The organism is Streptomyces tendae (genome assembly GCF_014650435.1).
In the GTDB taxonomy this organism is placed as follows: Bacteria; Actinomycetota; Actinomycetes; order Streptomycetales; family Streptomycetaceae; genus Streptomyces; species Streptomyces tendae.
The window spans coordinates 596,943-609,836 of record NZ_BMUY01000001.1 but is presented as its reverse complement, the minus strand read 5'-3'; the positions used below and the strand labels follow the sequence as shown (position 1 = coordinate 609,836).

The following is a 12,894-nucleotide window of genomic DNA, read 5'->3' as shown; positions in this document are numbered from 1 at the left end:
TTCATGCGGGGTTTGCGCCCATCGTCAAAGAAGTCTGCGCGCTCGGGCGAGGACGAGGGGGCGGATGTGTCCGACAGTGGTGAGCCCGGTTCGGCGACAGAGAGGCGTGGTAGGGCAGTTGAGCAGTTCCGGTGGCGGCGCCTCGCCAGGGAGGCGGATGGGGGAGGTGGCGGCCGTGGTCTCGGCGATCACCGCTGTCGCGGGGTTGCTCCTGGCGGTTTTCGGGATACCTCTCGTGGGAGGTTCATCGCCGCTCGGTCGGAGTGTCGCGGAGGCCGGGGCGTCGTCGTCCTCGGACGGGGGCGCTGCCGCATCGCCGTCGCGGTCGTCGTCGCCGTCGTCTTCCCCTTCGTCTTCACCTTCACCATCGGTCTCGGTTTCGGCTTCGGCTTCGGCTTCGGCCTCGGATGCTGCGTCCGGTTCCGCTTCCACTTCGGCTCCCGCCTCGTCCTGTTCGTCGTCTCTGCCCAAGACCTGGCGCCGGGTCAAAGAAGCCTCTCTTACCGTCTGTTTCGGCAGGCCGGGCGGATGGGACGAGGTGCCCGCCAGTGAGCTGCAGAGCACCTGGCGTTCACCGGACGGCGCCTACGACCTGAGCGTCAAGCGGGACAGGTCGTACGGGTCGACCCCGCAGGCCGCCTCGGCGGGGCAGTTGGCCTGGTACCGCGACACCGCCGAGTCGTCGATGGCCGGCATCGAGGTCACCACGCACAAGACGCGTCAGAACGGGCGGGACGCTCTCTGGCTGGAGATCGACTACCACTGGACACAGCAGAGCGAACCCCGTAAGCGGCTGGAGGTCTTCGTCGCCGGGAGGGCGGGCCACGTGTACCAGTTGCTGGTCGACACCGAGGCGACCGCGCAGCGCCTCGCCGAGCAGAGCCGTCTGTTCGCGACCGCGCGGGCGAGCTTGCGGATCGACGCCTCCACGGGGTGACGTACGGGAGCGGGCTGCGTCAGGGGGAGACGATGTGGAGGAGTGCCGTGCCGTCCGTGCCCGTCGTCGCCTGGATCACCACGGCGCCGGGCCGCGGGCTCGGGCGGGTGGGGTCGAGGGTGCCGCAGGAGTTGCCGCTGCCTCGGTCGCGGAGGTACGTGAGGCAGCCCTGGCCGGGGCCTTCGGCGCCGCCGGTGGAGCGGTTGTTGCCGGACTTCACCTCGTACTCGATCTCGTTCGGGCCGACCTTCGTCACCGACAACGTTGCCCGGCCGGCGTCGTCCGGTGCCGGGAAGCGGATCGTCACGGGCTCGGTCACCGCGATCTCGCAGTTGCCGTCGGTGCAGGCGCCGACGTCGGTGCCGTCCGCCGGTGACGGGGAGGGGGGCTGGGGTGCGGGGTGGGACGTCGTGGGGCGGTTCCGCGGGGTGGGGGGTGGCTCGGCGTCGTTCGGTTGTTGGGTGTCGCTGCACGCGGTCGTCGTCAGGGCGGTCAGCGCCGTGAGGGTCATCAGGAGTGTGCGAGCGGGGCGTGGGCGGCGCATGCGCAGGTGCTTTCTCATGGCGTCAGGGCTCAGTGCGGGGGAAGGAGACCTCGACCCTGCGGTTCTTCTTGCGGCCGGCCTCCGTCGCGTTGTCGGCGATCGGGTACTGCTCACCGTAGCCGCGGACCTCGTAGGTGATGCCGGCGTCGTTGAGGGACTGGGACAGGACGTCGTGCACGGCGTTGGCGCGCCGCTTGGAGAGTACGTCGCCGTGGGCGGAGGAGCCGAGGTTGTCGGTGAAGCCGAAGACGCGGACGCGGGTGGCGTTCTGGGTTCTGATCTCGTCGGCGATGCCCCTGATACGGGACTTGGCCTCGGCGCCGAGCTTCGAGCTGTCCTTGCCGAACAGCACCTCGGCCTGGAGGGCGAGCGTCACGCTGGTGTTGGTGTCCTCGCGGCGTTCGTCGCCGCTCTGCTCCTCCACGACCGACTTGATGTCCAGGACCTTCGCCTGGGCGAGCGTGGCTCCGTCCGGGAGCTTCAGGTCGGGGTCGTTGGGGTCCACGTCGACGGGGGCGGAGGCGGAGGGTTCCGTGCCCGGGGGGTCGTTGGGGTCGTCATCGGCGTGGGCCGTGGTGGTGCCGCAGAGGGTCGTGGCGAGCATGAGGGTGACGGCCGTCAGCAAACGCGGGGGTGAGGTCATGGTGTGCCTCACCCGGAGATCTCGATGGTGCCGGTGGTGAACATCGGCAGCTGAAGCGTCACCTCGGCGGTGTCGGCGGGGGGTGCGGGGAACTGCATGAACACGGGAAGGGACTCGCCTGCCTTCAGGGCTGGAAAGTTCGTGGTCGTGAGCGGGCGACCATCTGTGTCGCGCAGTACGTAATAGCGCTTCTTCCCCTTGGCATCCACCAGAGTGGCGCCCCCCAGAGAGCTACCGTTCCTGACGATCTCGGTTTCGTTGCCACTCAGTTGAGCGGGAATGTTGACGGTCTTCTCCCCGTCGTTCTTCAAGTCCCCGCTGATGGTGATAAAGCCCCCCGCGTCCCGTTCTGAAGCCGTGACCTTGAGAAACAGGCCACTCGGTCCTTTCAACTCGGCGAGCGTCTGTTCCTCATCCCCCTCCTGGGCATCCGGCTTGGACTCGCTGCTTTTGGAAGCAGCCGTCGACGCCTCCGGCTTGTCGTCATCGCTCCCGCCTCCACCGCCGCAAGCCACCAGGCCGAAGACCAGCACGATCGCAACGGGCCATGCGGACAGTCCCCCGCGAGCCCTTGTTGTGAACCGAATGCTCATGACTCCGCTTCCTTCGTCCTCGTTTTCGCTTGTCAGCTGTCGGCCAGATGGACGTCGAACAGGTCCTCGGCCTTCGGCAGGTCCGAAAGCTCCTCCGGCTTCACGTCCCAGTCCTCGCCACCCTTACAGGTGAGGCTCGGCAGTGCCTCGTCGTCGGCATCCTCGGCGGGCGGTGTGGGCGAGCATCGGGCTTCGATGACCGCGGTCGCGCTCTCCGTCGCCTTCTGATCCTCTGTGCCCGGCACGATGGTGTCCCCGACGGTCTCGTTGGTCTCGGCCGAGACTGTGTAGCCCAAGAGTCCGTCGGGTACGCAATCCACGCTCGCGTCATTGCGTGCCGCCAGTTCCTCGGCGCGCCAGCACGCGTTGGGAATCACTGCCTTTCCCTCGAATATCTCCTGCCACGACTCCGGCTCCAGAACCTTGTCGAGCCATTGGTCCGCCAGCTGGTCCCGGGTTTCCAGAGCCGCCGCCAGTGCCGCGGCGTCCGCTGCCGTCTGCGCCTCGCTGCGAGTACCTGCGGCCTGACCGACCGCGAGGTACGCGAGCGCGAGAAAGAGCAGGCCCGCCACCACCGTGATGTAGATGGGGAAAGCCTGCCCTGCGTCGTCGCGTGGACGCGGAGCCATCAACCGCCGGTGACCTCGGTGATCTTGTCCTTGATCGCGTTGTAGATCGTCTGCCCGATGTCCGTCCCCGTGATCGCCAGGACGATGGCCACCACCACCGCGATGATGCCCAGGTACTCCACCGCCGTCTGGCCCTTGTCGTTGCGGGTCGGGGTGTGGGTGTGCAGGTATGCGGCGACGGTGTGCAGCCAGTTGGTCATGGTGTTCCCCTCCAGGTTGGGCGAAGCCGTGTTCCTCGTGCGGGTGGGCGGCGGTGATCTGCTGGCTGGTCGTGCCGGTCTTCACGGCGTCCACGATCTCCACCTCCCTTGCGCTCGGTTGGGACCTCGACCTGTCGGGAGTACCAGGTATCGACTGTCCCACAGTTGATTGCACATGCGAAAGGTGTTGCGGTGAAGTGAGGTCAATGGGTCATAGGCGGGCGGTAGTTGCCTTCTCCTGTTCATGTGCAGTCGCACTCTCCTACTCGCCCGTGATCGTGCCGAAGTCCGTCCCCGAGCCCAGGATCAGGCCCGCGCCGAGGAGGATCATCGTGGCCGGGACCATGAAGGTCGTGATCATCAGCGTGGCCTTGGGGACCGCGCGGGCGGCCTTGCGGCGGGCGTTCTGGGCGTCGGTGCGGCGCATGTCCTTGGCCAGGAAGACCAGGGTGTCGACGATGGGGGCGCCCAGTTCCTCGCCCTGCTGGAGTGCCGTCACGAACATCGCCACCTGTTCGGAGTCGTTGCGTCGGCGCAGCTCCGTGAAGGCTTCGCGGCGGCTCATGCCGAGGTCCATCTGGCGCAGCGTGATGCGCAGTTCGTCGGCCCAGGGGCCCTCGTAGCGCGTGGACACCCGGTCCAGGGCCTGGCGGAATCCCAGACCCGCGCTGACCACGACCGCGAGGACGTCCAGGAAGTCTGGCAGGGTGCGCTCGATGACGTCCTTGCGGATGCGGATCGCCGACCAAATGCCCACCTCCGTCCAGAACGCGCCGAAGGCCAGCAGGAGCAGAGCCACCAGGTACTGGCCGCGCAGGAGGAAGACCAGGAAGCCCAGCGCGCCCAGGGCGCCGTAGACCGCGCGGCGGGCGGCGTAGCGGTCGATGGTGAGGCCACCGGGGTTGCCGGCCAGGTCGATCCGGCGGCGGTACCTGGCGACCAGGGCCGGGCCCATCAGCCGCAGTACGGCGGGGGCGTAGCGCATGCCCATGCGGTCGATGAGGGAGTGCGCCGCGCCGGTGCGGGTGGCGCCGACCTCCAGGGCGAGGGCGAGGTCGTCGGGGAGTTTCGCCTCCGCCCGATACATGCGGATGCCGGCGAAGACGCCGCAGACGGCCAGGGCCATGAGGAGGGCGAGGAGTATGCCGGGGAGTTCGAGGCCCATGTCCTTGTCTTCCCTCCTCTCAGACGTCGATGCGGGACAGGCGGCGGATGAGGACGAACCCGACGGCGTAGAGCGCGAAGGCGGTGATCACCGCGGCCTGGCCGGCCGGGGAGCCCGTCATGCGTTCCAGGGCGCCGTCCTTCACCCCGTTCATGAGGAGCAACGAGCCGATGCCCAGGACGGGGACGGCGTACGACGTCATCGTGACCTGGGAGAGCTGGGTGCGGACCTCGCGCCGGGTCTCCTTGCGTTCCTCCAGGGTCTCCGTCAGGTTCCGCAGCGCGCCGACCACCTGGCCGCCCGCCCGGTTGGACAGCACGAGGGTGGTGACGAGGACCACCAGTTCGCGGGAGGGGAGGCGGTCGGCGAGTTCGCCGAGGGCGTCGTCCATCGAGGCGCCGATGGCGAGTTGGTCGGCGACCTTGCCCAGTTCCTCACCGGCCGGGGCCTCCAGTTCCTCCGCGGCCATGCCGATGGCGGTGCGCAGGGCGAGGCCGGCCTGGGTGGCGTTGGCGAGGATGCGGGCGAGTTCGGGGAGTTGGTTGATGAACTTCTCGATGCGTTTCTGGCGTTGCCAGTTGAGGAACTGGATCGCCACGCCGATGCCGAGGAGGCCCGCCAGGGGGCCGAAGAAGGGGGCCAGGGCCGCCTGGCCGATCAGCCAAAGGCCGGCCACCGTCGCCAGCATGTAGGCGAAGAACTCGCCGGGGGTCACGTCCAGGCCGGTGGCCGACAGGCGCCGTTCCAGGTTCCGGCCGAGCTTGGTGCGGCGCAGGCGGCGGTCCAGGGTCGGGAAGCGGCGCCGGCGTCCGGCCGACGGTGCCCGGCCGGTCGCGGTGAGGCGGTCGACCAGGGCCGCGCGCTGGGCCTTCCCTGCGGCGTAGGAGTGCAGGCCGACGACCGCCAGGACGCAGGTCAGCAGTGTGACGCCGGTGGTGAGCGTGACGAGCGTGTCGAGTTCCGGTTCCATCGGGCGGTCCTACCTGGCTTCTCGGGTGGTGAGCTGGTCCGGGGTGTGGGCCACACCGAAGGCCTGCGGGATGGGCTGGCCCGCCATGTAGAGGCGCTCGGCGGTGCGGTGCGGCAGCGGGTGGTACTCGTACGCGCCGACGACGCGGCCGTCGGCGGTCATCGGGCGGGCGTTGAAACGGGCGACCGTGGCCAGGCGGTACGGCTCGCCGCCGTGGCTGGCCAGCAGGGCGATCTCGGTGATGCGGCGGGCGCCGTCGGCGAAGCGGGTGAGCTGGATCAGGACGTCGACGGAGCTGTTGATCTGGTCGTGCAGGGCGACGAAGGGGATCTCCACGTCCGACATCGAGGCCAGGGTCTGCAGCCGCATCAGGGCGTCCTCGGCGCTGTTGGCGTGGACGGTGGCCAGCGAGCCGTCGTGGCCCGTGGACATGGCCTGGAGCATGTCGAGGGACTCGCCGCCGCGCACCTCGCCGACGACGATGCGGTCGGGGCGCATGCGCAGCGAGTTGCGGACCAGGTCGCGGATGGTGATGCGGCCCTGGCCCTCGACGTTGGGCGGGCGGGACTCCAGGCGGATGACGTGCGCCTGCTGGAGCTGGAGTTCGGCCGAGTCCTCGATGGTGATGATGCGGTCGGATTCGGGGATGAGGCCGGAGAGGGCGTTGAGGAGGGTGGTCTTCCCGGTGCCCGTCGCGCCCGAGACGATGATGTTGAAGCGGGCCTGCACGAGACCGGCCAGCAGGTAGAGCATGTTCTCGTCGAGCGAGCCGAGGCCGATCAGCTCCTGGAGGGTGAAGGAGCGCGGGAAGCGGCGGATGGTGAGGGTGGCGCCGGTGAGGGAGAGCGGGGGGATGATGACGTTCACGCGCTCGCCGGAGGGCAGCCGGGCGTCGACCATCGGGTTCGACTCGTCCACCCGGCGGTTGACCGTCGAGACGATGCGCTCGATGGTCTGCATCAGCTGGTCGTGGGAGGCGAAGCGGAGGGGGAGCTGCTCGACGCGGCCGGCCCGCTCGACGAAGATCGCGTCGGGGCCGTTGACCATGATCTCCGTGATCGACGCGTCCTCCAGGAGCGGTTCGAGGATGCCCAGGCCGAGGGCCTCGTCGACGACCCGGCGGATCAGCTGGGAGCGTTCGACCGTCGACAGGACCGGGCCCTCGCGGCTGATGATGTGCCCGAGGACCCGCTCCAGGCGGGCCCGGCGCTCGGCCATCGCCAGTGCGCTCATCTCGGCGAGGTCGATCTCCTCCAGGAGCTTGGCCCGGTAGGAGGCGACCAGGTGTCCGTCCTCGCCCCGGCTGCCGTGCTCCTCGGGGGAGTGGATGCGTGCGCGCAGGCTCATGCGTCCTCGGCTCCTCGGTCAGTGGTCCAGCGGCATGGTGGCGGTCTTGCGGGCCGGATCGAAGTCCCATCCGGGCACGATCGACGGGATCTCGACGGTGGCGGTGACCGTCACCTCGTCCCCGCCGTACGACTGCGGACAGTCGGTGCCGTCCGCCAGCCAGCTGCTGACGGCCGCCGCGCACGCCGCCTGCGCGCTCTCCTGGAGCGAGGCGCTGCGCGCCCCCGCGCGGGCCGCGGTGCCGGCCTGCTGGGCGGTGTACGCGATCAGGCCGAGCTGTACGACGGCCATGCCGACGACGACCAGGATCGGCAGGAAGCCGAGGTACTCGATGGCCACTTGGCCCCGGTCCCTCGCCCGTCGCCCGCGGGAGTACGGCATCTCAGTCGTCCTCCTCTTCCACGGCCCCCGCGTGTCCGTGCACGGTGAAGGGGACGCTGAGGGTGCCCGGGAAGAGGAGCGGGACCTCGATGCGCACGTCGGCGGTGACGTAACCGCCCGCGGTGCCGCAGTCCACACTGGCACCTCCCTCCCAGGAGCCCGGCAGCTTGTCCAGGCCCGCCTCCTGGCAGGCCCCCTGCCGCGCCCCGCGCTCGGCCGCCGTCGCCGCCCGTACCGCCTCGTCCGCAGCATTCCCCGCGAGCGTGTACGTGTATCCCACGAGCACGAGCTGCCACAGCACCACCAGCGTCGCGATGATCACCGGCGTCATGCCGAGGAACTCGATGGTGACCTGGCCGCCGTCCCGGGCACGGTCCCGTCCGTGTAACCCGCTCACCCGGCACCGTCCTTCCGGCGCCGGAAGCCGGCCGCGCCCCGGTCTCCCCTGAGGCGGCCGTGTCCCTTCCGGCCGACGTCGGACGGGCCGGCCAGGCCCAGTTCGCCCGCGAGGGTCCACAGGGCCTGCTTCACGGTGCTTCTGCCGTCCAGTTCGTGGACGCGGCCCGCGTCCACGGCGCCCTGGAGTTCCTTGAAGTTCGCCGGGACCGTGGTGGCGGCGATCGCCGTGCCGGTGATCCGCTGGATCAGCGGGGGCTGGATCTCGGTGCCCCGGGTGTGCCGGTTGACGACCACCGTCGTCTCCTCCGCCTTGCGGATCTGCAGCCGCTCCCACATCCGCACCGCCCGCTTGGCGCCCCGTACGGCGACCACGTCCGGGGTGGTGACCAGCAGCGCCGTGTCGGCGCTCTCTACGGCGGCCGCGCCGGCCCCGCCGAGCTGGGCTCCGCAATCGATGACGACCACCTCGTACCGGGAGCGCAGGGCGGCGACGATCTGGCGGGCGGCGCGGTCGGTGACCTCCTCGCCGCGTTCGCCCTCGCCGGGGGCGAGCAGCAGGGCCAGGCCGCTGTCGTGGCGGAAGACGGCGTCGGCCAGGACGCGCGGGGAGAGATCCGTGATGGCGGCCAGGTCGGCCACCGAGCGGCGGAACTGGACGTCCAGGTAGGAGGCGACGTCGCCGGTCTGCAGATCCATGTCGAGCAGAGCGGTGGACCGGCCGGACGCCTGTGCCGCCAGGGCGAGTTGGACGGCTGTCAGGGTGGCGCCCACGCCGCCCTTGGCGCCGCTGACGGTGACGACGGTGCCGCCCGCTCCGGTGAACACGTCGACGGCGCCGCCGAGGTGCCGGCGTACGCCCGCCGACCACTGGGCCACCGCCTGGACGCGGCTGGCCACTTCCTCGTAGCCGAGCGGGAGGGCGACCAGGCCCCGGGCGCCGTAGTCCATGGCGGCCTGGAAGAGGCCGGGTCCTGGGTCGGAGGTGACGAGGATGACGCCGACGGCCGGGAAGCGGAGGGCGACTTCGCGGATCAGCTCCAGGGCCGGGACCGGTCCGATGCGCTCGTGGACGATCACGACCTCGGGCAGTTCGTCCACCGACTCGGCGGCGAGCCGGGCGAGGGTGTCGACGAGCTGGGTGGAGTCGGCGACCGGCGCGACCGGTTCGGCGTCCGGGAGCTGGCTGAGCAGCGACGTGAGGGACCGTACGGCGTCCGGGTCGCCGACTGCCGGGAGGATCCTCGTGGCCATACGGCTCTCACTTGTCCTTCGCGAGTTCGTACGTCCGGTCCTTGTCGGGGACCGTGGTGTCGCCGCCGGGGGCCACCAGCGCGAGCCGGACGCGCCGGGCGAACGACTCGGCGTAGGTGATGCGCTGGGCGTCGATGGTGGACAGGGCGAAGGTGATGGGCACGGCGTCGGTGGGTTCGCGGTCGCGGCTGTCCTCGTCGGGCTCCAGCGAGGTGAGTTCGCCGACGTCGATGACCTTGGCGTTGGTCACAATGATCTTGGACTGGTCGGGGTCGCCCTCGCGCGCGCCCTCGAAGGTGGCGTACACGTTGACGGTGGAGCCCGGGGTGATCTTCCCGGCGACGCCGGTCGCCGCGTCGATCATGATGGCGACCTCCTGCTGTCCGGGGCGCAGGGCGGGCGTGTCGACGATCATGTCGGTCTGGAGCAGCGAGCCGGCCTTCAGCCTGGTCACGGCCATCTTCCCGCGGACCTGGGACAGGTCGGTGACGGCGTTCTCGGACAGCCAGCGCTCGGGCATCTCGGTCTTCTCGAACTGCGCCGCCCCGAGCTGCGTGTAGGGCTCGATGTCGCTCTTCAGCCGGTACGCGGTCACCTCGGGGCCGACCTTGGACTTCACGTCGTTGATGACGGACAGCACGCCGGCGAAGGCGCCGAGGGCGCACAGGACGGAGAGGACGAGCAGGATGATGCCGCGGCGCTGACGGGAGTTCATGGGCCGTGCAACCTCATTGGGGGGTCGGGTGTCCGGGTGGACGGACGGGCTGGGTCGGGCGGACGGGGCGCTACGGGCCTACCCAGTCAGGGCCCGTCTCTCACGGCGGCGGCCCAGCGCGGGATCGCGGCGGTGGCCCAGCGCACGGTCCCGGGCGCTGCCCGTCCCGTTACCGCCGCTGCCGTTCCCGCCGCTGCCGTCGTAGTCCGGTGGCGTCGCGGAGCAGAACACGCAGCGGTCGCCGATGACGTCGATGCCGCACCAGTGGCAGGCGCTTCGCCGTACGGACGTGACGAGTTGGTAGAGGACCGAGAGGTCGGGGAGGTACGCGCAGAACTCGGTCAGCCGTCCGGTGCCCCACCAGTGGGAGGACTCCGCGGGCAGCGCCGCCTCGCGCAGGCCCTGCACGCGCCAGGACGGGGCGAGGGTGCCGGTGACCCAGTCGGGCGCGAGCTGCCCCTTGGCGACCAGCAGCGAGGTGCCGAACTCCGGTCCGGTCAGGGCGGCTTCGGGACCGACCTTCACCAGTTGCGGCACGGGGTGGGCGACGACGCCGAACTGGCTGCCGGGCACCCAGGACCTGGCGTGCGCCTTCAGGTCCACGGGCACGCGGTCGAGCCGGGCGACGGAGCCGAGCAGGGCCCCGGCGTGGATGTAGTGGGTGAGCAGCCGGCCGGCGGAGGCGAGGACGCCGGGGCCGAGGTCGCAGGAGGCCAGCTGGCGCAACTGGCGGGCGAGGACGGCGATTCCGAGCGGCGGCAGGGACGGCCGGAACAGGGCGATGCGGTCGGTCTCCAGGAGGGCGCGGACGGTGTGCAGGCGTCGTTCCACGCCCGCCGGGACGGCCTGGGAGCACACCACGATCACGTGTCCGTGCTGGTCGACCAGTGTCTGCAGCTCGGCCAGCACCTGTTCCAGGGGGCGGCGGTCGACGTCCTGGAGCACGGCCGCGGGCAGCGTCCGTTCGTCCTGCGGCGGCAGTGCCATGTCGGCACTGGTCACGGCAATGGCAGTTGGCACGCGCGGCTCCCCGTCTCCCATGCCCGTCGGTCCGCCGGTGTTACTCCGGCACACCCGGATGACTTCACTGCGTGACTACCTGAGCACTGTATCCACGCGTCTGTGACCGGAGAACACCGTTTCTCCAGCCTGTGGAACAACTTGTGTTGCACAAGATGCGCCAAATCAGGGCAGGTTGAGCATTTTCGATGGCGAGCTGCCGCTTTCCGGATGATGCGACACGGGCCGCCAACTTGGTCCGTACCTACCTCTTGACACCTTCAATTGGTCTGGACCACCTTGTACGTCAGCGGTGGCCACCGTCCCCCATTCCGCCCCACCCCACCCCCGGAGGCAGCAGTGGACCCCGTACGCAGACGCAGCCGCGGAAGACGTCTCGGCTCCTTGACGGGCGCCGTCACCGCCGCCCTGGCTCTGGCGTTCACGGCCGTCGGCCCGGCCTCGGCCGCCGACGTCAACAACGCCAAGAACGCCGGTTTCGAGTCCGGGCTGAGCAACTGGACCTGCTCGGCGAACAGCGGCACCACCGTCGCCTCCCCCGCACACGCGGGTTCCGCCGCGTTGAAGGCCACGCCGGCGGGGCAGGACAACGCGCGCTGTTCGCAGAGCGTCGCGGTGAAGCCCAACTCGACGTACACGCTGAGCGCGTGGGTGCAGGGCGGGTACTCCTACCTGGGCGTGACGGGCACGGGCACCACGGACGTGTCGACCTGGACCCCGGACTCGACGGCGTGGAAGCAGCTCAAGACCACCTTCAGCACCGGCTCCTCGACGACCTCCGTGTCCGTGTACACGCACGGCTGGTACGGGCAGGCGGCGTACTACGTCGACGACCTGTCCGTCTTCGGCCCCGACGGCGGTGGCGGCGACGGGGACCCCGACCCCACGGTCCCCTCGGCCCCGGCCGGCCTGAACGTCTCCGGCACGACCCCGAACTCCGCCTCCCTCACCTGGAACACGGTCTCGGGGGCCACCGGCTACAACGTCTACCGCGACGGCACGAAGGTCACCGCGGTGACCGGCACGTCGGCGACGGTGACCGGGCTCGCGGCCTCGACGTCGTACTCCTTCCAGGTCACGGCGACGAACGCGGCCGGTGAATCGGTGAAGTCGGCAGCGGTCACGGCCCGCACGACGGCCCCGGACGACGGCGGCAACCAGAGCGACCTGCCCAAGCACGCGGTGACCGGCTACTGGCAGAACTTCAACAACGGGGCGACGGTCCAGAAGATCTCCGACGTGCCGGCCGCGTACGACATCATCGCGGTGGCCTTCGCCGACGCGACCACGACGCCGGGCGCCGTGACCTTCAACCTCGACTCGGCCGGGCTCGGCGGCTACACGGTCGACCAGTTCAAGGCGGACGTGCGGGCCAAGCAGGCCGCGGGCAAGAAGGTCATCATCTCGGTGGGCGGCGAGAAGGGCACCGTCTCGGTGAACAGCTCCGCCTCCGCGACGAACTTCGCGAACTCCGTGTACTCGGTGATGCAGGAGTACGGCTTCGACGGCGTCGACATCGACCTGGAGAACGGCCTCAACCCGACCTACATGACCCAGGCCCTGCGCGCCCTGTCCGCGAAGGCCGGCCCGGACATGATCCTCACCATGGCCCCGCAGACGATCGACATGCAGTCGACGCAGGGCGGCTACTTCCAGACGGCGCTGAACGTGAAGGACATCCTCACCGTCGTCAACATGCAGTACTACAACAGCGGCACGATGCTGGGCTGCGACGGCAAGGTGTACGCCCAGGGCACGGTCGACTTCCTCACCGCCCTGGCCTGCATCCAGCTGGAGGGCGGCCTCGCACCGTCCCAGGTGGGCCTCGGCCTGCCGGCCTCCACCCGCGCGGCGGGCGGCGGCTACGTCGCCCCGTCGGTGGTCAACGCCGCCCTGGACTGCCTCACCAAGGCGACCAACTGCGGCTCCTTCAAGCCCTCCAGGACGTACCCCGACCTCCGGGGCGCGATGACCTGGTCCACCAACTGGGACGCGACGGCGGGCAACGCCTGGTCGAACGCGGTGGGCGCCCACGTGGACGCGATGCCGTAACCCCGGCCACCCGCTACCGCTCCGGCTGATCCTGCCGACCCGGCCCCT

16 protein-coding genes are annotated in these 12,894 nt (G+C 70.2%); 2 read left to right on the top strand and 14 right to left on the bottom strand.

Features of this window, described 5'->3' with window-relative positions; genetic code table 11:
• Window positions 1-24 precede the first annotated feature (24 nt).
• Window positions 25-489: a hypothetical protein gene (locus IE258_RS41070; protein ID WP_229891912.1), complete on the bottom strand. Its 465-nt coding sequence runs from the start codon at window positions 487-489 to the stop codon at window positions 25-27.
• 49 nt (window positions 490-538) lie between these two features.
• Here IE258_RS41070 and IE258_RS41065 point away from each other — a divergent pair, with 49 nt between their 5' ends.
• A complete protein-coding gene (locus IE258_RS41065; RefSeq protein ID WP_229891911.1) occupies window positions 539-937 on the top strand; it encodes a hypothetical protein in 399 nt (132 codons plus the stop codon).
• Between the two features lie 19 nt (window positions 938-956).
• Here IE258_RS41065 and IE258_RS02855 read toward each other — a convergent pair whose 3' ends face one another.
• The 13 genes from IE258_RS02855 to IE258_RS02795 all read right to left on the bottom strand — a co-directional run bounded on the left by IE258_RS02855 (window position 957) and on the right by IE258_RS02795 (window position 10,815).
• Window positions 957-1,448: a hypothetical protein gene (locus IE258_RS02855; RefSeq protein WP_229891910.1), complete on the bottom strand. Its 492-nt coding sequence runs from the start codon at window positions 1,446-1,448 to the stop codon at window positions 957-959.
• 55 nt (window positions 1,449-1,503) lie between these two features.
• Window positions 1,504-2,124, bottom strand: a complete 621-nt coding sequence (locus IE258_RS02850) for an OmpA family protein (protein ID WP_189738493.1) — start codon at window positions 2,122-2,124, stop codon at window positions 1,504-1,506.
• A gap of 8 nt (window positions 2,125-2,132) precedes the next feature.
• A complete protein-coding gene (locus IE258_RS02845; protein WP_189738490.1) occupies window positions 2,133-2,717 on the bottom strand; it encodes a hypothetical protein in 585 nt (194 codons plus the stop codon).
• A 32-nt stretch (window positions 2,718-2,749) separates the two neighbouring features.
• Window positions 2,750-3,346, bottom strand: coding sequence for a pilus assembly protein TadG-related protein (locus tag IE258_RS02840; protein WP_189738487.1), 597 nt, complete (start codon window positions 3,344-3,346; stop codon window positions 2,750-2,752).
• The gene (locus tag IE258_RS02835; RefSeq protein WP_161376422.1) at window positions 3,346-3,546 is read right to left on the bottom strand and encodes a Flp family type IVb pilin; all 201 of its coding nucleotides are present in this window, start codon (window positions 3,544-3,546) and stop codon (window positions 3,346-3,348) included. Before IE258_RS02835 ends, IE258_RS02840 begins: the two co-directional genes overlap by 1 nt.
• A 262-nt stretch (window positions 3,547-3,808) precedes the next feature.
• Window positions 3,809-4,711, bottom strand: coding sequence for a DUF5936 domain-containing protein (locus IE258_RS02830; RefSeq protein WP_189738484.1), 903 nt, complete (start codon window positions 4,709-4,711; stop codon window positions 3,809-3,811).
• Window positions 4,712-4,730: 19 nt separating this feature from the next.
• Complete coding sequence (locus IE258_RS02825; RefSeq protein ID WP_189738480.1) at window positions 4,731-5,681, bottom strand: type II secretion system F family protein; 951 nt, start codon at window positions 5,679-5,681, stop codon at window positions 4,731-4,733.
• A 9-nt stretch (window positions 5,682-5,690) separates the two neighbouring features.
• Window positions 5,691-7,028: a TadA family conjugal transfer-associated ATPase gene (locus IE258_RS02820; protein ID WP_189738477.1), complete on the bottom strand. Its 1,338-nt coding sequence runs from the start codon at window positions 7,026-7,028 to the stop codon at window positions 5,691-5,693.
• An 18-nt stretch (window positions 7,029-7,046) separates the two neighbouring features.
• Window positions 7,047-7,409 carry a TadE/TadG family type IV pilus assembly protein gene (locus IE258_RS02815; RefSeq protein WP_189738473.1) on the bottom strand — a complete coding sequence of 121 codons (363 nt, stop codon included), beginning with the start codon at window positions 7,407-7,409 and terminating at the stop codon, window positions 7,047-7,049.
• A 1-nt stretch (window position 7,410) separates the two neighbouring features.
• On the bottom strand, window positions 7,411-7,806 hold the full coding sequence (locus tag IE258_RS02810) for a TadE/TadG family type IV pilus assembly protein (protein ID WP_189738470.1): 396 nt from the start codon (window positions 7,804-7,806) through the stop codon (window positions 7,411-7,413).
• On the bottom strand, window positions 7,803-9,059 hold the full coding sequence (locus IE258_RS02805; RefSeq protein WP_189738466.1) for a CpaE/TadZ family protein: 1,257 nt from the start codon (window positions 9,057-9,059) through the stop codon (window positions 7,803-7,805). Before IE258_RS02805 ends, IE258_RS02810 begins: the two co-directional genes overlap by 4 nt.
• Before the next feature lie 7 nt (window positions 9,060-9,066).
• On the bottom strand, window positions 9,067-9,774 hold the full coding sequence (gene cpaB / locus IE258_RS02800) for a Flp pilus assembly protein CpaB (RefSeq protein ID WP_189738463.1): 708 nt from the start codon (window positions 9,772-9,774) through the stop codon (window positions 9,067-9,069).
• 78 nt (window positions 9,775-9,852) lie between these two features.
• Window positions 9,853-10,815 (bottom strand): hypothetical protein, encoded by a 963-nt coding sequence (locus tag IE258_RS02795; protein ID WP_189738460.1) that lies wholly within the window; start codon window positions 10,813-10,815, stop codon window positions 9,853-9,855.
• 318 nt (window positions 10,816-11,133) lie between these two features.
• On the opposite strand from IE258_RS02795, the gene IE258_RS02790 reads away from it, so the two are divergent.
• Complete coding sequence (locus IE258_RS02790; RefSeq protein WP_189738457.1) at window positions 11,134-12,846, top strand: chitinase; 1,713 nt, start codon at window positions 11,134-11,136, stop codon at window positions 12,844-12,846.
• Window positions 12,847-12,894: the final 48 nt, after the last annotated feature.